The sequence below is a fragment of the Bremerella alba genome (assembly GCF_013618625.1).
Taxonomy (GTDB): Bacteria; Planctomycetota; Planctomycetia; order Pirellulales; family Pirellulaceae; genus Bremerella; species Bremerella alba.
In genome coordinates, this window is sequence record NZ_JABRWO010000001.1 from 460,502 (window position 1) to 482,781 (window position 22,280).

Consider the following 22,280-nt stretch of genomic DNA (forward strand, 5'->3'; position numbering starts at 1 on the left):
TTTCTTCCGCTGCGTCGGGGTCATGAGCTTGTGGATCTTCCAGTTTGGCAAATCATTTTGCTGGCCGTTGTGCAGGGCATAGCCGAGTTCCTGCCGATCAGTTCGTCGGGCCACCTCGTGGTTCTGGCGACGCTGCTGGGTGCCGATGCCGAAACGTTCGACCTGGTCGAGCTCAACATTGTGTTGCATGCCGGCACGCTAGGCTCGATCCTGGTTGTCTATCGTCGACACCTCTTCGAGGCGCTAACCACAGACTGGCGGATCCTGTTTCTGCTGGCCTTGGCAACCTTACCGGCGGTGATTGCCGCTGTCGTTTTGAAACTATCTGGCGGAGATGCGCTACTTGAATCTCCCTTGGTCGCTGGGATGTGCCTACTGGTGACCGGTGTGATCCTGTTGCTTTCGCAGCGATTGAGCCAGAACGAACAAATGTACGAAGCGACCACTTGGGGCCAAGCCTGGTGGATTGGTTGCGCCCAGGCCCTTGCCATCTTGCCTGGTATATCTCGCAGTGGATCGACCATCTGCAGCGGTCAGGCGTTGGGACTTTCGCGTGAAGCCGCCGCGACCTTCTCGTTTTTGATGGCGGTGCCGGCGATTCTTGGAGCGATTGTTTTAGAGCTGGCCAAGTCCCTCTCACAACCAGCGGAAGCCAACAATGGGCTGCCGGCCTGGCTGTTGCTGCTGGGAGCTCTGGTCTCTTTTGCAGTAGGCTGGGCATCGCTGGTCCTGTTGCTGCGGATCGTTCAGCGGGGACGACTGCACTGGTTCGCGTGGTGGTGTCTGGCAGTCGGGTTGTTTGTTCTCGTGTGGCAGACGACGATAAGATAGTTGTCGTTCGTCTCTCCCTTTCCGCTGAAGTGGTCTACTAATCTGATGCAACTGACGGAACTTCACCAGCAACTACTCAGCCAAGACCCAAAGGTCGACGCCTACGCCGAACGGCTTGTGGCCGCGTTGCTCGAAGGGGCTTTGTCGCTGCGAGCAAGTGATGTGCACCTTCAGCCGGCCCCCAACAGCTACCAAATCAAAATCCGCATCGATGGTGTCCTTCAAACGCTGGGAGAGATCCCTCGCGGAGAAAAGACGGACGCGGCCGCCCGGCTCAAGATTCTCGCCGGCCTGTTGACCTACCGCACCGATATTCCTCAAGAAGGACGCGTCAGCGACCTTACGTTTGGTCAGGAAGTCCGTGTGAGCACCTTCCCGGCGCTGCATGGCGAACGGGTCGTCATTCGGATCCTCTGGCAGCAAGACGAACTCCAAGAGCTGAGCGACCTGGGGCTGCCCACGCACATTGCCCACGATCTCGCCACGCTGCTGAAAGAGTCCTCCGGGATGATCCTCATCGCCGGCCCGGCCGGCAGCGGCAAGTCGACCTCAGCCTATGCCTGCCTCCGGCATATCGTCGCCGAGCAACATGGCGGACGGAGCATCGTGACGCTAGAAGACCCCATTGAATCCGAAATCCCTGGTATCTCGCAAAGTCATATCCGCCCCAACGCAGGCTTTGATTTCGCGACAGGTCTGCGAAGCCTGATGCGGCAAGACCCGGAAGTAATCCTGGTGGGTGAGATTCGCGATCCGGTCACGGTCGAAACAGCGATGCAGGCCAGTCTTACCGGACAGCTTGTCCTCAGTACGTTTCACAGTGGCAGTGCGGCCGAAGCGATCCGGCGGTTGATCGACATGGGCATTCCCACTTACATGATTCAAAGCGGGCTGCTGGGTGTGCTGCATCAGAGACTATTGCGAACGCTGTGCCAGTGCGCTCTCCCCTGCGAAGACGATCAACGTCTGGGCTTTAATCTCGAAGGCATGAAGCAGCCCGGCGGTTGCGAGAAGTGCCAAGGCATCGGCTATCTGGGACGCACACTGCTGGCCGAGTGGCTTGTACCGCACAAGCATCAACTCTCGAAGCTGACGCTCGATACGGCCACGTCCGCCGCAATCGAGGCCTGGGCCGTCGAGGCCGGCATGCCGACGCGGTGGATCCAGGCCGAAGTAATGCTATCTAGCGGCACGACCAGCCCGGCTGAAATCCGCCGGGTGCTTGGTTTTCGGGACGACCCTTCCACGCAGTAGCGGCTGGTTTCCCATTCGCTGCGGATTAAATGATTACGTCGCGGCTGGTGTCTGCTCGGCGGCAGCCGCTTGCTTTTGCACCACCATCGTATCGATAATCCCGGCCCCGCATGCGTCGCCGTAAACGTTGACGGTCGTACGCAGACGATCGAGAAACCAGTCGATTGCCAGGATCGTTCCGATCCCTGTCATCGGAAGCCCAACCGCTTGCAGCACGATGACCATCGTGACCAGGCCCGCTTCCGGAATACCAGCCGCACCCACCGCAGCGAGCGATGCCGTGAGGAACACAATCACCAGATCCGCTGTTGAAAGATCGATCCCCAGCGTCTGCGCTATAAAGATCACTGCCACCGCTTCATAGAGCGCCGTGCCGTCCATGTTGATAGTGGCCCCCAGCGGCAAGACGAACGAGGCGGCGCGATTCGAGACGCCATTGTTTTCTTCAACGCATTCCATAGTGACCGGCAGCGTCGCCGCGCTGCTGGCCGTGCTGACCGATGTAAGCAAAGCACGCAGCAGGTTGAAGGTATACGTCAGTGGATTTCGCTTACCCAGAACAGCAAGCAAAGTGGCAAGAACGATCGCATGGATGAGCAGTCCTATCACCACCGTGGCAACGTACCAACCAATCGCTTGAAGCTGCTCTAGGAAACCGGCGCCACCTCCGTTCTTGGCGATATTCGAGCTGACGAGCCCAAAGATACCAATCGGCGCAAACAGCATCACCAGATGCACCATCTTCATCACCGCTTCGTTGCACACGTTGAAAAAGCGAATGACCAAAGCCCCCTCTTCGCCGAGCGTGGTGAGCGCGCCGCCAAAGACAATGGCGAAGACAATCAGTGCCAGCACGTTGGTGTTGGTCGCGGCCAGGAACAAGTTCGAGGGGAACATGCCGCTGCCTGGGTCGCCTTCGCGGCCACGGAAGACATCAAGAAACACCTCCATGGTGGTCTGACCTTCCTTCGCTTCGACGCTATCGGTACGGAACGCGAACGTGTCATCGGCCGAGATACCGGGCTGAATGATGATGACCAACACAATCCCGATGAAAACTGCGATCGCCCCGGTGCTGAAGTAATAGACGATGGTCGAGAGCCCGACACGCCCCATCTTTCGAATATCACCGAGCGATGTGATTCCGCTGATCATACTGGTGATAACCAACGGAATGACCAAGAGTTTAAGTACTTGCAGGAACAAGTCGCCGCAGAATTCACAAAAGATAGAGACCGATTGTGCGAAACCGAGTTTTCCGGCCTTCTTATCCGCCTCGACTCCTTCGACCGTTTTCTCAGTCTGTTCGATGCGGGCCTGAATTTTAGGAAGCTGATCTTCCAGGCGATCGGCTTCCTGGGTGAGACGCTGGGCAACCTGAGGATCGTCTGCTTCTTCTGCTTCCTGGCGGTAGTTGGCGGCGTCCGATTTCTTTTGTTCGATCGTTTCCTCGAACCGTGCGAGTGCTTTCTCGGGGCCTTCCGAGGCCATCCACATCGTTTTGCCGTAGAAAAGCCCTAAAAGTACGCCCAAGACGATACCTACCAAAATAAGTATCAGGCCACGCATGCTGTTGTCTGACTTGGTTGCTTCCACTGTATCGGTCATGGGGCTTCCTCCCTGGTGCTACTAAGTGTCCGCCTAGGATAACCGACCTCGAGCAGGAAAACCCAGCCACTTCCTCGATAATTTCCGGCTATATGGCGATTCCTACTTTCAATTTTGTCGCTTGGACCCCGATTTGCAGAGAATATTCCTATAGGCCCAAATTAGATTTTGAGAGTATACTTACCATAGAAGCCCCTTAACAGCGCCACCTTTACCGTAACGTGACTGGGCGGACATTCCGAGGAGTGGAGTGGTCACGAATAGGCCAGGGAGATGAAGCACGATGAAATTAGGAATCCTTTTAGTATCGATCGGAATTCTCTGGAGCGTCCTAGGGGCTGTCATCCTCGGACCGGGAGTGCTGCTCTATCCATTGGCCTGGGCTGCTGTCTTTGCCGTCCTATTCGGCGTCCATAAACTCGCCGAATCCCGGCAAAACAAGTCTCGTCCAGCACCCAACCAATCCGAAAAACCGTCCGGCGATCTCTCGCACGCAGATCTTTCCCGCGACCAGAACGCGGCACTGATCCGATAGTCGTACGGACGATTAGGCAGGTCTCGCAATCGGGCGAGACCTGCCTCGTAGCTTTCTTCTTGCAATCTTCTTTCCGGGCTCATCCCCCCAGTGCCTACCATTGAGGCATCTTCGTGCCCACAATCGCAGCTTTACCGGGCCATAACACCCCTTAGCTTGTGACTCTTTTCCTCTGCATTCGTAACCCCTTATGCCGCTTGTGCATCAAATTAAGGGGCCGTATAATCGCCTTCACTTGAGAAGCACTCACGTTTTCGTGAATTTTGTTAGGCGCTTCGCGAGAAAACTCTGGGCACGGATGTCTGGCCCGCTTGGGCACGTTCAGGATGCGTGCTATAACGCCGAGAGCACACCCCACTCGGCGATCGTCCCGTTAAGGGAACAGAGACACAAACATACATGACGGCGAATCCTCGCCGCCCAACGATTTACCCCTCAGGAGAATAGTGCCGTGGCAGTAAAGGTTGCAATTAACGGTTTTGGACGTATTGGTCGACTGACCTTCCGCAACATGATCGCTCGCCCTGAGGAGTTCGAGGTTGTTGCGATCAATGACCTGACCGACAACAAAATGCTCGCGACGCTGCTGAAGTACGACAGCACGCATCGCCGCTTCCCAGGCACCGTCGAATACGATAGCGAAGGCCTGACGGTCAACGGCAAGAAGATCAAGGTTCTCGAAGAACGTAATCCAGCCAACCTGCCATGGGGCGACCTGGGCGTGGATGTCGTTATCGAATCGACCGGCGTTTTCACCGCGAAGAAGACCGGCGAAAAGCCTGGTTACGACTCGCACCTCGACGCTGGTGCTCGCAAGGTTGTCCTTTCCGCTCCGGCCAAGGACGCACCTGATCTGACTTGTGTTCTCGGTGTCAACGACGATCAACTGACCGCCGAAATGACCACCGTTTCCAACGCTAGTTGCACGACCAACTGCTTGGCTCCAGTCGCTAAGGTCCTGAACGATTCGTTCGGCATCGAAAGCGGTTTGATGACCACGATTCACGCTTACACGAACGATCAGAACGTGCTGGATCTGCCGCACAGCGATCCTTACCGTGCTCGTGCTGCCGCTCAGAACATCATCCCAACCTCGACGGGTGCCGCCAAAGCTGTTGCTCTGGCCATTCCAGAACTCAAGGGCAAGCTGACCGGTATCGCCATGCGTGTTCCGGTTCCAACCGGTAGCGTCGTCGACCTGACTGCTAACCTAACCAAGTCGGCCACCGTCGAAGCCATCAACGCCGCCGTCAAGGCTGCCGCCGAAGGCCCGATGAAGGGTATCTTGGAATACACCGAAGACCCGATCGTTTCGTCCGACATCATCGGCGATCCACACAGCTCGATCTTTGCGGCTCCATTCACCGCCGTGATCTCCGAGAAGTTGGTCAAGGTTGTTTCGTGGTACGACAACGAAGCCGGTTACTCGGCTCGTACCGCCGACCTGGTCAAGAAGCTGGGCACCATGTAATTCGCCTGCTTCTGCGACAAAAACCATCAAAACCCTCGGATGCGTAGATATCCGAGGGTTTTTTCATGCGCATAGGTTTTTGGCGTAGACTGTAGAAGGCCAGAACTCGCGAAAAAATTACCCTATCGATTCGCTTTGACACAGATGGCCGAATGTCGGAACATTGGGGAAAGCATCTTTCGATGCGATGCCCACCCCCAATCGCTCGCAAAGCGATCCCATAAACGACTACTGCTTAACACTGCCATGAAATCAATCGTTACCTATAGTGGCTTGTTTGGACTGTTGGTCGGGCTCCTTGTATGTCCTGCCCGCGGCCAAGCTGCCGATTCCCAAGCCCCCAAACTTCCTAAAGTCGCCGGACAAGAAACGCCAGCGTTCGTGGCTTCGGAGTTCATCTTTCCGACGGAAGATCGCCCCACTCAGAACTCCCACGCATCGACCATTGCCGAAACGTCTGATGGACTGGTCGCTGCCTGGTTTGGCGGGACCCACGAAAAACATCCAGATGTAGGCGTGTGGATCTCACGCAACACGGGCAACGGTTGGTCGACCCCTGTGGAAGTTGCCGATGGTTACCAAAGCGAAGAACTCCGTTACCCTGCTTGGAATCCCGTGCTGTTTCAACCGAAAGAAGGGCCGCTCATGCTCTTCTATAAGGTTGGCCCCAGCCCAAGTCTCTGGTGGGGCATGCTGACCACTTCTACCGACAACGGAATCACCTGGAGCGAACCAGCTCGTCTCGGCGAGCAGGAAGCGATCGGCAATCTGCTGGGCCCGGTGAAAAACAAACCCATTCAGTTAGACGACGGCACGATCGTTTGTCCTTCCAGTACCGAACACAAAGGATGGCGGGTCCACTTCGAGGTCACCAAAGACCTCGGCAAGACGTGGGAAGTGATCGGTCCGATCAACGATGCCAAACTGTTTAATGCCATCCAGCCTAGCATCCTGACGCATGGAGACGGCAAGATGCAGATCCTTTGCCGCACACGCGAAAACCTGGTTGCTTCGGCCTGGTCGGAAGATGGCGGCAAGACCTGGAGCGCACTAAGCGGAACCGATTTGCCCAACCCGAATTCCGGCACCGACGCCGTGAGCTTGGCCGATGGTATGCAGGTGCTGGTCTACAATCACACCATTCGTGAGTCGGATTTTCCGGCTGGCCGTAACATGCTGAACGTGGCGATCTCGAAGGACGGCCATGCCTGGCATCCCGTTTTGACCCTCGAGCGACAACCGGGCGAATACTCGTATCCGGCCGTGATCCAGTCTTCCGACGGCAAAGTACACATCGTCTATACCTATCGCCGCGAAACGATCAAGCACGTGGTCTTAGATCCTACAAAATTGAAGATTCCAACGGCCGCGACCGCAAAATAACCGCAAAATAACCGCAAAATAACCGCAACCTGTCCGCCATTTGGCCGTTAATTGCAATTGTCGGCCTGGGTCACCCGGACTATGATTTGAGCGTATGTTCCATCTTCTTCCAATTCGATTTCGCACCATGACGGTGGCTCTGGCCATCTTGAGCATGGTCTATTCTTACGGCGTTTGCCCGGGCGGTTGTCTGGAAGAAAACCAGTGGTACGCCGCTATGCATCACCTGACAGAGCACGACCAGGAAATGCCAAGCTGTGCACACGAGCATACGCCAGAGGAACATTGCGACTGCGACCAGGAAGACGATTCCGCACTTTTGGTATCCGCGCGAACGGTCGACAGCGACGCCTCGCAGGTAATGGCCTGGCTACCCAGCCTCGACCAGACAGGCAGTTCGTTCACGCTTACTTTTTCTCGCGACATCTCACAATCTCCGTGCGATTCAGGGCCTCCGACTAGGACGCTGCGCGCCCAGTCTCAGCTCTTTCGCTGCTAGTTTCCGGCAGCCATTTTGCCTCATTCTTTGAGGCATTTCCCCTGGTATTCCATCGCTTAGGTTGTTGAACCTTAGAATGGCTGGGGGTACTCAATCTTTCTGCCGGATTACTACCTAAAACTAGCAAGAAAGGCTCATCATGCCTCGCACGATTTTGCTACGAATCGCACTCTTTTTGAGTATTGCTATCGCGATCGGCTTGATCGGATATTTCACCGGAATGCAAAACGCCCCCTCCCCTGCTCCGGTGGCTGATACGGTAAGCGATGCCCACGAGGACGACCAGGGACACGATCATGGTTCCGGAGAAGTCGTCACGCTGACCGACTCGGCGTTCGACAATTTGAAGATCGCCGTCAAAAGCATGCGGGGCGAAACTTACGTCTCGCCGCTGACCATTCCCGGCGAAGTCGTCGAGATCCCCGGTCGCAGCAGCTTTACGGTGGCAGCCCCGGTTGGTGGAAACGTTCGTAGTGTCAACGTCGACGTCGGACAGCTTGTTCACCTTTCCGATCCATTGTTCAAGCTTGACATCGTCGACGAACCGGTCCTTTCCGCTCAGGTCGACCTGCTGGATGTGCTCGGCCAGATTGATGTCACCCGAGCCGAGATCAACCGGCTATCCCCTTTGGCTCAATCCGGAGCCATCGCCGGCAAAGCGCCGCTTGAATTTGAGTACCAAGAGCAGAAGCTGAAAAACCGTAAAGATGCCCGAGCACAGGAACTGGTCGCCCGAGGTTTGACCGTCCGTCAGGTTTCGACGGTGCTCGAGCAGCGTAAGCTAATCAAACAGATCGACGTGCTGCTTAACGAAGCCCCTCGGGACACCGCTTCCTCAGAACAGGATCCCGTTTCTTTTGTCGTCGAAACGCTCGATATCCACCCCGGCATGACCGTCCCACGCGGCACGTCGCTAGCCCGCCTGGCTGACCACCGTTATCTGTACATTCGCGGCGAAGCGTTCGAGCAGGACGTGCCGCGGCTGTACGAACTGGAAGCGAATCATGTCCCCATTGAAGTCCAGTTCGGTCATTCGCATGAAAACGAAGCGGATCGAAACTTCGCGACACGAACCGCGGAAATTGCCTACATCGATAACCACGCCGATGAAACAACAGGCACATTTTTCTTTTATCTTCGACTGAAAAATGAAATCGCCGCCGACTCGCTGCTTCTCGATCAATCGGTCACGCGGCAGTGGCGATTCAAACCAGGGCAACGCGTGCACCTGCGATTGCCAATGGACAAATTCGAAGACCAGTTTGTCCTGCCGCGCGAAGCACTCGTCGAGGAAGGAATTGAAACGTTCGTCTTTCAACAAGTCTTCGGCCATGTCGAGCCTGGCATGAAGGAGTTTCAAAAGGTCCCCGTCGAGGTCATCCATCGCGACACGACCACAGCCGTGATCAGTCGCAAGGGAGGAATTCGCCTGGGAGACTCGGTCGTCGTAACGCACGCTTATCAGTTGTACTTAGAAATGCTTTCCGAAGCTGGTGACGGTGACGGAAATGCTCACCAAGGTCATAACCACTAATCGCAGAGGAGCGAAATCATGTTGAACAACATCATTCTGTTCGCCCTCCGCAATCGCCTGGTTGTCGTCATGGCGGCGCTGGCGGTGATCGTGGTGGGTAGTGTCGTCACCGTGCAGTTACCGATTGATGTGCTGCCGAACCTTACTCGTCCGCGCGTGGTCATCATTGCCGAATCGCACGGGCTCTCGCCGGAAGAAGTTGAACAGCGAATCACGTACGTGCTCGAGCGCAGCCTGATTGGTGCCTCGGGCGTGCAAGCGGTGCGCAGCTCCTCCGATATCGGATTCTCAGTCATCTATGTCGAGTTCGACTGGGGCACTGACATTTACACGGCTCGGCAAATTGTCCAGGAACGCCTGGCACTGGAAAAAGATAATCTTCCGCCGGAAACTGACGTGCAGATGGCCCCGATGTCTTCGCTGCTGGGGCAGATCATGATGGTCGGCATGTGGAGCGACGACGGGACGACCTCGCCGCTAGAAATCCGCACCATGGCCGACTGGACCGTCCGCCAACGACTGCTCACCATTCCTGGCGTCGCCCAGGTGATCACCATGGGGGGCGGACGAAAGCAGTACCAGGTGCTAGTCGATCTGCACAAAATGCATCAGTACGACCTGCAATTGAGCGACATCGAAGACGCCCTCAGCCAGAGCAACCTAAATGTCACCGGCGGTTATGTCAATCGAAGCTCGCAAGAGCTACTGGTGCGCGGCCTGGGGCTTTTAAAAACGATTGATGACATCAAAGACGTCCCCCTCACGACCAATCGCCAACGCCCCGTGTTGATGCGGCATATCGCTGAGATCAAGGAAGGTGCGCAGATCAAACGGGGTGATTCCAGCATCAATGGAAGAGACGCCGTCGTGCTGACCATTCAAAAGCAGCCCAACGTCGATACGCGTTTGATTACCCAGCAAATCAACGCGGCGATCGCCGATTTAAAACTGGCCATGCCTCAGGACGTGCAGATCGAAACGACCTACCAGCAACGTGATTTCATCGATCACAGCGTCACCAACGTGATCGAGGCCTTGCGGGACGGGGCCATTTTGGTGGTCATCATTTTGTTTCTCTTCCTGTTCAACTTCCGCACAACCTTCATCACCGTGACAGCGATCCCACTTTCCATTCTCGTCACGTCGCTGATCTTCTACTTCCTGGGCATGTCAATCAACGTAATGACCCTTGGCGGCATTGCGGTTGCCATGGGAGAACTGGTGGACGATGCGATCGTCGACGTCGAAAACATCTTCCGGCGACTCAAAGCAAACGCCAAGCTCGAGAACCCCCGACCGATCCTGAAGGTCATTTTCGAGGCAAGTGTCGAAGTACGTAATGCGATCATTATCAGCACCGTGCTGGTGATCGTGGTCTTCGCGCCGCTGTTCGCATTGAGCGGCATGGAAGGCCGTTTGTTCACGCCGCTGGGCGTGGCCTACATCATTTCGATTCTCGCCTCGACGCTCGTTTCGCTAACTGTCACGCCAGTCCTTTCGTACTACCTGCTTCCCAGTGCCAAGGCCACACACAGCGGCGATGGTGCGTTTCTGCGATTTTTGAAGTGGATCGCGCAACCAGTCGTCCGCGCGAGCCTCACGCCAAACGGGATCTCGATCATCCTCTCTGGCGTGTTGATCGCGGTGGTCGGAAGCGGCTTTCTGGTGATGCGACTGGGGACAGACTTTCTGCCCCCGTTCGACGAAGGAGCCGTGCAGGTCAACCTATTCGCACCTCCTGGCACCTCTCTGGAAACGAGCCGCAAACTCGCCAAGCTGGTCGATGACGAACTAGCTAAGCTCACTAAAAGCGAAGCGAACCCGACCGGTCCGCTGCTGTGGTACACCACCAAAACAGGCCGCGCCGAGCAGGACGAACATGCCATGGGCGTGAACGTGACCGAGACCGTTATTTCACTTAATCCTGAAGTGCATAAGGGTCGCGACGAAATGATCGCAATCCTGCACGAAGCTACCAAAGATGTCCCTGGCATCGAGATCGAAATCGAGCAACCGATCGCCCACCTGATCAGCCACATGCTATCCGGGGTAACGGCGCAAATTGCCATCAAGATCTATGGAGACGATCTCACGCAGCTTCGCCGAACGGCCAATAACGTCAAGAATGCGATTTCCGACATCGAAGGAATTGCTCCGCCGGTAGTGGAGCAGCAGGCGATGATTCCGCAGTTTCGTGTGGAACTAAAACGGGACGCGCTCGCTTTCTACGGCGTGCCTGCTTCGTACGTTAACGAAACCATCGAAACGGCCCTCAATGGGCGAGTCGTCACGCAGATGTATCAAGGGCAGCGCACCTTCGATGTGCTCGTGCGTCTCGAGGACCGCTATCGAACCGATCTAGAGGGCCTGCATCGGTTTCCCTTAGAACTGGAAAACGGCCAGCATGTTCCCCTTTCAGTTCTGGCCAACGTCTATGAAGCGGGCGGGCCGAACACCATCAAACGCGAAGATGGTCGCCGCCGGATCGTCGTCCGCGTTAACACGCTGGGAAAAGATCTCGGAACCGCTGTGGCGGAAATCGACGAACGTATCCGCAATGATGTCGACTTCCCTGAAGGGTACTTCTTCACGATGGGAGGCCAGTTCGAAGCCCAGCAAAGTGCCAGCACCCGGATTTTCGGGCTCTCGATCGTGGCCCTGCTGGTCACCTTCGTCGTGCTGTACTCAGCCTATCCGTCGACAAGTATTGTTTTGCAGATCCTCTTCAGTCTGCCGGCCGCGTTTGTCGGGGGCGTGCTGGCCTTGCTCATTACCGGGCAAACGCTGTCGATCGCGGCATTGGTCGGGTTCATTTCGCTAGGAGGGATTGCGGCCCGCAATGGCCTGCTGCTGGTTTCGACCTACTTAGAGCAATACCGCGAGGAAGGCTTCACGCAGCAAATGATTGTCAACGGAAGCCTGGAACGTCTGGCCCCGGTGCTGATGACCGCGCTGACCACCGGCATCGGCCTGGTGCCGCTGGTGATCGGTGGAAGCCAACCGGGAAAGGAAATGCTGTTTCCGGTGGCGACGGTCATTCTCGGCGGTTTGGTTACTAGTACGTTCTGCGAATTTTTAGTTCGCCCAGGCATGTTTTGGTTCTTCGGCAAAGAAGCTGCCCAGCGACTGGCAACCGAGGAGGACTCGCCTGATAGCATCGAGTAGCCATGGCGAGTTTTCCGGCAAATCGGCCGCCGGAATGATAAGACACGACTTATGAAATGCCTAAGATCTGACAAAATCATTGCCATGGGTGCCGATTCAGGACAGAATCGCCGTAGCGACGGTTGTCTCCTCTTCCTGGTAAGGATCGCGTCATGCCGGATACGCCCAATGAAAACTCGCACTCCTCCTGGCAGGACACGGCATGGGTCTTGGCCTTGGTGGCGACGCTGCTGGTTCTGTTCGGCATCTACCGGACCGAGGTCGTCTTGGCGTCGCTGCCGTACCTGGAATACATCCCCGGCACCCTAGCTGCGGTCATTGGTCTCGGAATATTGAAACCACGGCAGTCGGTGGTCTTATCGATTGGGCTGGGCTACTTCGTAGGCCTACTGATGATGCCGTTCGCGTTGGCCAACCCACCGCTGCGTTGGCACTTACACATGGAAACGTTCACCGCCGTAAAGGTCAGCAACAGCTTGCCACTGTTGGGATGCGTGATGGCAGGGATTGTGGTGGCTTCGGTCTGGGTGGCATTTCGTGCTCAGCCCCGTCGACGCATTACTTCCCAAGACCCGGCAAACTAAGCTGGCCGGTCTTCGTGTCGGCCAGGCGTCCTTTCGCCATCTCGACATACTTCTCCGACTGATCGATACCCACGTAGCTGCGTCCCAACCGCTTGGCGACTACCGCCGTCGTGCCGCTGCCGAGAAACGGATCGAACACCACGCCATCGGCCGGGCACGTCGCGTGGATGCACGTTTCGACTAGCGTCTCTGGAAAGACGGCAAAGTGCGCATCGCGGAATTTAGAAAGGGGGATCGACCAGACGGTGCGTTTGTTGCGTCCCTTAGGATGAAAGGCCTGATCCCAGCGGGCATCGTGCAGGTTGTTGCTGCCACCATTCTTGCCAGCTTCCGGCGTGCTGCCGCGGCGATGGAAGTGGTTGCGGCCCCCCTTCATCTTGCTCTTCTCGCTGAAGGTGACATGCGGCTCGCGGATCGCGTCCGCATCGTAGAAGTACTGGTTGTTCTTCACCAGCAGAAAGACATACTCGTGATCGGTGGTCGGTCGCGTCTTCACGCTGCTGGGCATCGCGTTGGGCTTGTGCCAAATGATATCGCTACGGAGCTTCCAACCATCGCAGCGCATAGCCAGCGCCACTTGCCACGGCAGACCCAGCAACTCACCGTCGAGGTATTTGTCTCCCAAAACCAGCCACAAAGCGCCCGTCTCTTTTAGCGTGCGGCGAACCTCTCGGAAGACCTCGACCAGGCTCTGCACGTAAGCTTCTGGCGAGGCCTCTTGCCCGATCTGATCGTCGCCGTCGTAGTTCCGCTGCTGGAAGTACGGCGGGCTGCTCACCACGCAGTCGAGCACCTCATCGGGAAAGGCTTGCAGAACATCACGGGCATGTCCGTGATGAACGGTGTTGAGCGTGAATGGTGGCGAGGCCGCCTTCGAAACCTTCCGTGGCATGATCTTCTCCGGCGGCTCATGTTTTTTGTCCCCTCTCCTCCGCAGGGAGAGGGGACAAAAACGAGACTACATCTTTTCGACCGTTTGAATACCTAGCAATTCCAGGCCTTGTTGTATCACCCGGGCCGTTAAATCGCAAAGCAGCAGTCGGCTATTCTTTTGCTCGGTCGTCTCGGCTTTGAGCACCGGACAGTTCTCGAAGAAGCTGCTGTACGACTTGGCCAGCTGATCGAACAGATAATTGGTCAGGTAATTCGGTCGATAGTCGAGCAGCACGTCGTCCAACGCCTCGGAAAAACGCAGGATGGCCACCGCCAACTGGCGTTCGGCTGGATGCTCGATCGTGATCTGAGCGCCGCTGGTTCGCAGGGCCTCGATATTGACCTCTCCCTTGCGGAAGATGCTTTGCACTCGGGCATACGAATACTGCATATAGGTCGACGAATTTCCATTGACCGCCAGCATCTTTTCATAGCTGAACTTGTAGTCCGACTCGCGATTCTGCGAGAGGTCGCCATATTTCAACGCGGCGATGCCTACTGTTTCGGAAATCTGTTTGCGCTGAGCTTCATCTAGCACCGGCCCATCAGGCAGTTTGTCGTCTCCTTCACAGACGATCTTGGAAGCCCGACTGACGGCTTCATCCAGCAGACCTTCCAAGCCTACCGTAGCGCCGGCCCGCGTCTTGAACGGCTTGCCGTCTTCGCCCATGACGGTACCAAAGCTGACATGCTTCAGCTCGATATTGGTGTAGCCCCACAGCCGCGTGGCCGCGAAGAGCTTCTCGAAGTGATCCCCTTGGCGGAAGTCCACAACATACAAAATGGCGTCCGGCTTCCAATGCTCCATGCGGTATGCAATGGTCGCCAGGTCGGTGGTCGAATAGAGAAACGCCCCGTCTCGTTTGCGGATAATCATGGGGGCTTTGAAGCCGTCCAGAAAGACGCACGTTGCTCCTTCCGACTCTTTCGCCAGGCCACGTTTTTCGAAGTCGGCAACCACCGGGGCCAGTCGATCGTGATAGAAGCTTTCGCCCAGTTGATGATCGAAGGTGACGTTGAGTCGTTCGTAGACACGTTTGATTTCGTCTTCACAGAACGGTAGGAACTCTTTCCACAGGGCGATGTTCTCGGTATCCCCTTCGTGCAGCTTGACCGTTTCTTGGAGGACTGCCGTGCTGATATTGGCATGCTCTTCGGCCATCTTCTTCAGCTCAGGCGAGTCTTCCGTCTTGGCGATCTTGGCTTTGGTCGACTCGATCGCTTCGTTCAGATCTTTGATCTGCGATTGAAAGCGGCCTACTTCCTTCTTCTGCTTCTTCGCTTCGGCTTTGTCGGTGGGCACCGGGGCGTTCTTGGCCGCTTCGTAATCCGCCGTGCGCTCGGCGAGCCTCTCGATCAACTGCGGCATCTGGTTCTTCGCATCGAAGTAATCCATCAGTCCCCGCACGACCCGGTAGATGCGCGACAGCTCGGTTACCGGGGCTTTCTTATAGGCTTCCTTCTCGGCGAAATGCTTGTAGCCGTAGATGATCATCCCAAACTGAGTACCCCAGTCACCGAGATGGTTATCGCTGATTGCGTTGTGCCCCACAAACCGCAGCGTACGGCACAGCGCGTCGCCGATCACCGTGCTGCGGATGTGCCCCACATGCATCGGTTTGGCCACATTGGGGGACGAGTAGTCGACCACGTAGGTCCGCGGCGCGTCGACCTTCTCGATCCCGATCCGCGGGTCGGTCTTCGCGTTTTCCAGTTGCCGCTGGATCCACTCGTCGCGTAGCTTCAAGTTGATGAAGCCAGGCCCAGCGACTTCTGGCGCTTCGCAAAGGTCTTCCAGCTTCACACTTTCAACAACCTCGGTGGCCAAGTCACGCGGGCTCTTGCCGAGCTTCTTGGCCAGGCCCATCGCAAAGTTGGCCTGATAGTCGCCGAACTTAGGATCGCCAGCTGGGCGAATCATCTCTAGCAACGGACCAACCTCGTCGGTCAGGGGTTCGAGCACAGGCTTAAAACGGGCACGAAGAAGGGCAAGGATATTCATGGAAGTGGCTTGCAGCTTGAATGGATCAAAGTTCTCTGGGTGCCACGCTCAAGACTTCTTGCGCGTGCACGTGAATTGTCCCCTCTCCCTTCCCAAGGGTCAGGGTTGGGAAACGGGTACACGGTTCGCCCCTCACCCTAACCCTCTCCCCAGAGGGGCGAGGGGACAAGATGAGGAATCTCCGCGTAGACGTGGAGATTCACACCCGTTGGGCTTGTTAGATTATGGCGAAATCGACCGGCAGCGGCACCCTGGCTGGGGTTATTCGCCCGGGTTTCGCAAGATGCCGGTCAGGTCGATCTTCTTGGCATCGGCCCACAGTTGTTCCAGCTGGAAATACTCGCGGGTTTCTTCGTCGAACAGATGGCACACGATCGAGCCGTAATCGAGCAGAATCCAGCGGCTTTCGTCGTAGCCTTCGCGGCCCATACGGCGATCGCCGAGTTCTTTCTCAAGCTTGTCGTCGATCTCTTCGCTCATCGCGTGCAGCTGCCGGCGGCTGCCACCGGTGCCGATGATGAAGTAATCGAAGATCGGCGTCAGGTGCCGCATGTCGAGGATGCAGATATCGCGGCCATTGTTGTCTTCGATCACCTGGGCGGCTGCCGTGGCGAGCTGAAGGCTACGATTATCGTCATTGTTGCCGGAAGTTTCAGGCTTGTCAGATTCAGTCACGCGAATGCCGGGGAACTTGAGTTGGTATGGTGTTGGAACGCCGGACTGGCTTTTTAGGCCGAAGTGTTGGCGTGGGTCTTCTGACCGCCGCCGGACGAGCCCCCTTCGTTCGCCTCGTAGCGACCGAAGATCATGCGTCCGGCACTGGTTTGCAGCACACTAGTCACCAGAATACGGACCTGGGTGTTGATGTGCTCGCGGCCACCTTCGACCACAATCATGGTGCCGTCGTCCAGGTAACCGACGCCTTGGGTATCTTCTTCACCCTTTTTGACAATCCTGACCGACAGATGTTCGCCGGGCAGGAAGACCGGTTTCAGGGCGTTGGCAATCTCGTTCAGGTTGATTACTTCCACGTTATGCAGCTTGGCAACCTTATTCAAGTTGTAATCGCCGGTGACGATCTTGCCTTCAAGCAGCTTCGCCAGCAGGACCAACTTCATATCGACCGGCTGGCCTTCCATGTCCGGCGTCTCTCGGTCGTGGATCTTCAGGTCGGCCTGATCATTGTTTCGCAGTCGGTTGAGAATATCCAACCCACGCCGGCCGCGGCTACGTTTGAGCTTGTCGCTGCTGTCGGCGATACCTTGCAGCTCGGCCAGCACAAATCTCGGCATGATCAACACATTGTCGAAAAAGCCTGTCTCGACGACGTCGGCAATTCGACCGTCGATCACAATACTGGTATCCAGCACGTACGGCTTAGGGCCCTTCAGTTCCTTGGCAAACTCAACATAAGGAATGATAAAGCGGAAATCATCCTTCGTTTGCAGAACTAAGCTGATACAGCTGTAACACAGCACCATCCCGATCACTAGTTGCAGCGCACGGTGCGCAGTGACTGCCCCGGGGTTATCTGCCGGAAACCAAACCTGAGTGATCAGCCCCAGGATGTACGTCAGAGAGAGCCCTACCAACAGGCCAAAATAGACCCCGGAGATGGTGTCGTATCGCTTGTTCTTGATGAAGAGATCAATGCCGATGACCGCTAGGGCGAGGATCATGATCCCGACAAACGCAGGCCAAGGTTGGTCCTGAAGTGCGCTGCGGAACGCATCAACCTGAATGACGGTGATGCCGACACCGGCAGCCACCAGAATAAAAATAACTCGTAATATTATTAGCGCCATGGAGAGCCTGCAGGAGACGACCATTAACGAAAGGTTCTCGACGGCAACCCTCGCCCAGGCAGGTCGTGCTCCCCTTAAAAGACAAACCTATTCTCAATTCCAAGAACGTTATTCTACCCCGCGATTGCAGGGAAAGCATCCCCAGAGACTAGCGAAAATGGGCATCGAATTCTCGTTGACAATAAGAATCGGTCATAGTGGCTATGTAATACCCTACCGTTCGCGGCAAGCCCCAAACCTCGAACCAGTCGGCACATTTTCCGCGGACTAGCTCCGGACGCCGCAAATATCCCTCGTACATCTGCCGCAGTTGGTCCTGACCACGTTGGCGAAACTCGACAATCTCTGGGTGGCGATAGACCCGATCGAAAAGGAACCGCTCGAGCTGCGTTTTTCGCGCTCTCAGGCTGTCGCTCACCGTCACGATCGGTTCGCACATCTCCGCCTCCTCCGGCGTTGCCGGGTTCCACTTGGCTATCCGCTCCATCGCCGTCTGCATGACATCGGTGACCTGAATGTCGATCAGCTGGTGAATAACCATCTTCCGCAGCCGACGACCTTCCAGCTGGCCATACCGTTGATACGCTTTCTCGGCACTTTGGGCAAACAGCGGGACCTGCATCAACTCGTCGAATTTCACTAGGCCCAGTTTCAAGGCATCGTCGGCATCGTGCGTGTCATACGTGATGCTGTCGCAAGCCTCGACCGTTTGCGCTTCCAGCAGTGGCCGCAGGAAGGTCATTTGCCGTTTGTCGACCCGCGTGATCTGACCTTCCAGCACCTCGTGAGTAAGATTCAACCCATCGTAGTAAGGACTGCGCGTTTCAAGATGCCTTACCAACACCAATCCAAACGCATTGTGCGAAAACCCGCCGCAATCGGCCATGCATTCCTGCAAGACCTCCTCGCCTGTGTGCCCCAGCGGTGGATGCCCTAAATCGTGCAGATAACCTAAAGCCTCGATCAGTTCTTCATTCAGCCCTAAGCTTCGGCCAATCGTGCGAGCCACCGTGACGACTTCAATCGTGTGCGTCAGGCGCGTGCGGTGGTAGTCGCTGATGTTCATGAAGACTTGGGTTTTGTCGGCCATCCGGCGGAACGCGCTGCTGTGGATGATCCGGTCGCGATCGCGCTGAAATGGCGAGCGATATTGCTGATCCGCTTCGTCATGTTCGCGTCCACTCGACTGTTTACTACGCAGCGCATAGGGAGCAAAAAGCCGTTCCTCACGCTGATCATAATTCATGAATTGATGCATTCGCTTCGCTGATAGTTTTCAGTTTGAAGTGTTCAGTTCTCAGGAGGAAAATCGTTGAGAGTGATCGTGATTGTTTCCTGTATCCCGTTTTAACAACAGGGCCCTATGCCGTAGGTTGGTCCACGAAAACCCAGGTTCGCCCCTCACCCGCCCCCTCTTCCCAAAGGGTCTAGCGCACAGGAGTTAGGCCAATACACCGATTTGCGTTGACTCCCTCTTGCTGAAAACCGAACCCCGAAAACTGAACTCTCTCAACTTCCCTCTAGTTGCCACCCTGGGAGGGCCCTGTTAGCTTGAACTGAATTGCCACTCATCATTTATACCTTTAAGGTCGGGATTGCCCCATGACAGGGGCCAGGCACCATGTCCCGCCTTTTACGCCCAGCATGATTGTCTGCCATCGTGGATTTTCATCGAGACAAGCTCTCTACCATCGACCCGACGCAAGATACGTCCTCTATCAGCGTCCGCGGGGCCCGCGTTCATAATCTGAAGAACGTCGATATCGACCTTCCGCGAGACCAACTGATCGTCATCACTGGCCCCAGCGGCAGCGGAAAAAGCTCGCTGGCGCTCGACACGTTGTACGCCGAGGGTCAGCGGCAGTATGTCGAAAGTCTCTCGGTCTATGCCCGGCAGTTCCTCGATCAGATGGAACGCCCCGATGTCGACTTGATCGTCGGCCTGCAGCCCACCATCTGCATCGACCAGCGTACCGGCAGTCAAAACCCGCGCAGCACCGTCGCGACCATCACCGAGATCTACGACTATCTTCGCCTGCTCATGGCTCGGCTCGGGCAGCCGCATTGCTGGAAGTGCGATCGACCGATCACGCAGCAAACGGCCGAACAAATTCAAGATCGCTTGCTGGCCCTGCCGGAAGAAACCAAGCTGATGATCATGGCCCCGATGGTTCAGGGGCGCAAGGGGGTTCATAAAGAGGTCTTCGATCGTATTCGTCGCGAAGGCCTGCTGCGGGTACGCGTCGACGACGAGGTCTACCAAATCGACGAAGTTCCGGAACTCAATCCGAAAAAGAACCACACCGTCGAAGCCGTCGTCGATCGCATCATCATCCGCGAAGGGCTGCGCGCTCGGATGAGCGACTCGGTAACCATGGCCTTGAAACTGGGCGATGGCCGGCTTCTGTCCTGCCACTTAGACACCACCCTTGTCGACAGCAAGCACCCCAAAGGCACCTGGGTCGATCACATCTTCAATACCGAGCTGGCCTGCACCGAGTGCAACCTGAGCTTCATCGACATCGAACCCCGTACGTTCAGCTTCAACAGTCCTTACGGCACGTGCCCTAAGTGCGAAGGCCTGGGCATCTGCGAAGAGTTCGACCCTGACCTGGTCGTCCCTGATCACGAGCTTTCGATCGACGACGGGGCGATCGCCCCCTGGCGTGGGCTGACGGCGGCCGCTTTAACCAAGGTCGCCAAAGGGCTCGACACGTGGCTCGGCAAACACAAGCTCGACCGCACCTCAAAGCTCAGTGACTGGACCGAAGACCAACGCACCAAACTCCTTTCCGGCGAAGGCAACCCTTGGCTAGGTGTGCTGATCGCTCTGGAAAAAGAGTACGTCACCACGACCCGTAAGAAGCGGCTCGACCAACTCGGCAAGTTCCGCGGCAAGCTCCCCTGCCCTGCTTGTCATGGCGCACGGCTGCGGCCCGAAGCGCTTGCCGTGCGCGTGGCCGATTACAACATTCACCAGATTGTGCGTCTGAGCATCAACGATTCCCGCACGTTTTTTGACGACCTCGAGTTCGACGAACACGAGATCCAAATCGCCACCCCCATCGTCCGCGAGATCGCCAAGCGGCTGGCCTTTTTAGAGAAGGTCGGGGCCGATTACCTCACCCTCGACCGCGCCGCCGATACGCTTAGCGGGGGCGAACTGCAACGTGTTCGCCTAGCCACCGGTATCGGTAGCGGGTTGGTCGGCATCTGCTACATCTTGGACGAACCTTCGATCGGGCTCCACTCGCGCGACAATCACCGCTTGATCGAAGCATTGGTCGAACTGCGCGACCATGGCAACACGGTCATCGTGGTCGAACACGACGAAGCGATCATGCGCGTCGCCGATCGCCTGGTCGATGTCGGCCCCGGCGCCGGCAGCCGCGGTGGGCAGATCATCGCTGAAGGTACGCCGGAAGTTGTCTCCCATGTCGAAGCATCGATCACCGGCCAATACCTCAGCGGCCGCACGAAGATCGATGTCCCGGCCATCCGCCGCAAGGTGGCTAAGTCACGCATGATTTCGATCGAAGGCGCGACGACCAACAACTTGAAGGACGTTGCCGTTCAAGTTCCCTTGGGCGCGTTCGTCTGCGTCACCGGGGTCAGCGGCAGCGGCAAGAGTTCGCTTGTCAACGAAACGATCACTCCCGCTCTGCTTCGCCGATTGGGGCAACCGTCGCAGCGACCTGGGGCGTTCAGCAGTTTGCGTGGCATCAGCCAGATCGACAAGGTCATCCCAATCGATCAGTCCCCTATTGGCCGCACACCACGCAGCAACCCGGCGACCTACACCGGCGTGTTCGATGAAATCCGCAAGGTGTTCGCCGACACGCGGCAAGCCAAGCAGTACGGCTACAAAGCGTCACGATTCAGCTTCAACGTCAAGGGTGGCCGCTGCGAGGAATGCCAAGGCCAAGGCCTCAGGAAGATCGAAATGAACTTCCTGCCAGATCTGTTCGTCGAGTGCCCTCAGTGCCACGGCAAACGCTTCAACCGCCAGACGCTGCGGGTCAAATACAAAGAGCTTTCGATCGCCGACGTATTGAACCTGCCGATCGAAGAAGCCGCTGAATTTTTCGACGCCGTCCCAGCGATCCAACGCGTGCTGGCGAGCCTGTGCGATGTGGGACTCGGCTATCTCTCGCTCGGTCAACCTAGCACGACCCTTTCCGGCGGCGAAGCCCAACGCATCAAACTGGCCACCGAGCTTGCCCGAACCGAAACCGGCAGCACCTTGTATGTGCTCGACGAACCCACCACAGGGCTCCACTTCGAGGACATCCGCCGCCTGCTATCGGTCCTCAGTCGCCTGGTCGACAAGGGGAACACCGTCCTGGTGATCGAACATAACCTGGACGTGATCAAGTGCGCCGACTGGCTCATCGACCTCGGCCCCGAAGGTGGCGACGGCGGCGGCCACATCATCGCCACCGGTACGCCCGAACAAGTCGCTGAAGTAGAAGCAAGCTATACCGGGCAGTACCTAAAACCACTGCTCAACGGTTACAACGGGCAGTAAGCTTCCTGCTAATCTTATTCTTACCTGTCTTTTGAGTGTGGCATCGACCTCAGTATCATGGCACACTCCGTGAACAAATTCTCATCCGGGTATACTGCGCCGAGCAGTTTAACCATGCCTAAATGAACCACGACTTGTTGTTTCGTGT

At 56.6% G+C, this 22,280-nt stretch carries 16 protein-coding genes; 10 read left to right on the forward strand and 6 right to left on the reverse strand.

The window, feature by feature from the left end:
• Positions 1-30: 30 nt before the first annotated feature.
• A complete protein-coding gene (locus HOV93_RS01830) occupies positions 31-831 on the forward strand; it encodes an undecaprenyl-diphosphate phosphatase (protein WP_207394729.1) in 801 nt (266 codons plus the stop codon).
• Complete coding sequence (locus HOV93_RS01835) at positions 832-2,085, forward strand: GspE/PulE family protein (RefSeq protein WP_207394730.1); 1,254 nt, start codon at positions 832-834, stop codon at positions 2,083-2,085. It begins immediately after the preceding gene.
• A gap of 33 nt (positions 2,086-2,118) precedes the next feature.
• On the opposite strand, the gene HOV93_RS01840 is transcribed toward HOV93_RS01835, so the two are convergent.
• Complete coding sequence (locus HOV93_RS01840; protein WP_207394731.1) at positions 2,119-3,693, reverse strand: cation:dicarboxylate symporter family transporter; 1,575 nt, start codon at positions 3,691-3,693, stop codon at positions 2,119-2,121.
• A 283-nt stretch (positions 3,694-3,976) separates the two neighbouring features.
• Here HOV93_RS01840 and HOV93_RS01845 point away from each other — a divergent pair, with 283 nt between their 5' ends.
• From HOV93_RS01845 to HOV93_RS01875, 7 genes are all read left to right on the forward strand, one after another.
• On the forward strand, positions 3,977-4,228 hold the full coding sequence (locus HOV93_RS01845) for a hypothetical protein (protein ID WP_207394732.1): 252 nt from the start codon (positions 3,977-3,979) through the stop codon (positions 4,226-4,228).
• Positions 4,229-4,679: 451 nt separating this feature from the next.
• Entirely contained in the window at positions 4,680-5,699 is a 1,020-nt protein-coding gene (gene gap / locus HOV93_RS01850) for a type I glyceraldehyde-3-phosphate dehydrogenase (RefSeq protein WP_207394733.1), read from the forward strand.
• Between the two features lie 246 nt (positions 5,700-5,945).
• Positions 5,946-7,082, forward strand: a complete 1,137-nt coding sequence (locus HOV93_RS01855) for a sialidase family protein (RefSeq protein ID WP_207394734.1) — start codon at positions 5,946-5,948, stop codon at positions 7,080-7,082.
• 94 nt (positions 7,083-7,176) lie between these two features.
• Complete coding sequence (locus HOV93_RS01860; RefSeq protein ID WP_207394735.1) at positions 7,177-7,581, forward strand: hypothetical protein; 405 nt, start codon at positions 7,177-7,179, stop codon at positions 7,579-7,581.
• A 139-nt stretch (positions 7,582-7,720) separates the two neighbouring features.
• Positions 7,721-9,115, forward strand: coding sequence for an efflux RND transporter periplasmic adaptor subunit (locus HOV93_RS01865; RefSeq protein WP_207394736.1), 1,395 nt, complete (start codon positions 7,721-7,723; stop codon positions 9,113-9,115).
• An 18-nt stretch (positions 9,116-9,133) separates the two neighbouring features.
• Positions 9,134-12,280 (forward strand): efflux RND transporter permease subunit, encoded by a 3,147-nt coding sequence (locus HOV93_RS01870; protein WP_207394737.1) that lies wholly within the window; start codon positions 9,134-9,136, stop codon positions 12,278-12,280.
• Between the two features lie 152 nt (positions 12,281-12,432).
• Entirely contained in the window at positions 12,433-12,864 is a 432-nt protein-coding gene (locus HOV93_RS01875; RefSeq protein WP_207394738.1) for a hypothetical protein, read from the forward strand.
• Here HOV93_RS01875 and HOV93_RS01880 read toward each other — a convergent pair.
• The 5 genes from HOV93_RS01880 to dgt all read right to left on the reverse strand — a co-directional run bounded on the left by HOV93_RS01880 (position 12,839) and on the right by dgt (position 18,850).
• A complete protein-coding gene (locus HOV93_RS01880) occupies positions 12,839-13,756 on the reverse strand; it encodes a DNA-methyltransferase (protein WP_207394739.1) in 918 nt (305 codons plus the stop codon). The two genes, HOV93_RS01875 and HOV93_RS01880, sit on opposite strands and share 26 nt — an antisense overlap.
• 66 nt (positions 13,757-13,822) lie before the next feature.
• Positions 13,823-15,799, reverse strand: coding sequence for an arginine--tRNA ligase (argS, locus tag HOV93_RS01885; RefSeq protein ID WP_207394740.1), 1,977 nt, complete (start codon positions 15,797-15,799; stop codon positions 13,823-13,825).
• A gap of 261 nt (positions 15,800-16,060) precedes the next feature.
• Positions 16,061-16,474, reverse strand: coding sequence for a ribosome silencing factor (rsfS, locus tag HOV93_RS01890; RefSeq protein WP_207394741.1), 414 nt, complete (start codon positions 16,472-16,474; stop codon positions 16,061-16,063).
• Between the two features lie 53 nt (positions 16,475-16,527).
• The gene (locus HOV93_RS01895; RefSeq protein WP_207394742.1) at positions 16,528-17,604 is read right to left on the reverse strand and encodes a PIN/TRAM domain-containing protein; all 1,077 of its coding nucleotides are present in this window, start codon (positions 17,602-17,604) and stop codon (positions 16,528-16,530) included.
• Positions 17,605-17,752: 148 nt separating this feature from the next.
• Positions 17,753-18,850 carry a dGTP triphosphohydrolase gene (dgt, locus tag HOV93_RS01900; RefSeq protein WP_207394743.1) on the reverse strand — a complete coding sequence of 366 codons (1,098 nt, stop codon included), beginning with the start codon at positions 18,848-18,850 and terminating at the stop codon, positions 17,753-17,755.
• A gap of 414 nt (positions 18,851-19,264) precedes the next feature.
• Between dgt and uvrA the strand changes: the two genes are divergently transcribed.
• Positions 19,265-22,132: an excinuclease ABC subunit UvrA gene (gene uvrA, locus HOV93_RS01905; protein ID WP_315853331.1), complete on the forward strand. Its 2,868-nt coding sequence runs from the start codon at positions 19,265-19,267 to the stop codon at positions 22,130-22,132.
• The last annotated feature ends 148 nt before the right edge of the window (positions 22,133-22,280 follow it).

Excerpts from the sequence above, each read along its gene's own strand:
- HOV93_RS01840 (WP_207394731.1), bottom strand. The coding sequence starts at position 3,693 with ATGACCGATACAGTGGAAGCAACCAAGTCAGACAACAGCATGCGTGGC.
- HOV93_RS01845 (WP_207394732.1), top strand. The coding sequence starts at position 3,977 with ATGAAATTAGGAATCCTTTTAGTATCGATCGGAATTCTCTGGAGCGTC.
- HOV93_RS01855 (WP_207394734.1), top strand. The coding sequence starts at position 5,946 with ATGAAATCAATCGTTACCTATAGTGGCTTGTTTGGACTGTTGGTCGGG.
- HOV93_RS01860 (WP_207394735.1), top strand. The coding sequence starts at position 7,177 with ATGTTCCATCTTCTTCCAATTCGATTTCGCACCATGACGGTGGCTCTG.
- HOV93_RS01865 (WP_207394736.1), top strand. The coding sequence starts at position 7,721 with ATGCCTCGCACGATTTTGCTACGAATCGCACTCTTTTTGAGTATTGCT.
- HOV93_RS01870 (WP_207394737.1), top strand. The coding sequence starts at position 9,134 with ATGTTGAACAACATCATTCTGTTCGCCCTCCGCAATCGCCTGGTTGTC.
- HOV93_RS01875 (WP_207394738.1), top strand. The coding sequence starts at position 12,433 with ATGCCGGATACGCCCAATGAAAACTCGCACTCCTCCTGGCAGGACACG.
- HOV93_RS01880 (WP_207394739.1), bottom strand. The coding sequence starts at position 13,756 with ATGCCACGGAAGGTTTCGAAGGCGGCCTCGCCACCATTCACGCTCAAC.
- argS (WP_207394740.1), bottom strand. The coding sequence starts at position 15,799 with ATGAATATCCTTGCCCTTCTTCGTGCCCGTTTTAAGCCTGTGCTCGAA.
- HOV93_RS01895 (WP_207394742.1), bottom strand. The coding sequence starts at position 17,604 with ATGGCGCTAATAATATTACGAGTTATTTTTATTCTGGTGGCTGCCGGT.
- dgt (WP_207394743.1), bottom strand. The coding sequence starts at position 18,850 with ATGAATTATGATCAGCGTGAGGAACGGCTTTTTGCTCCCTATGCGCTG.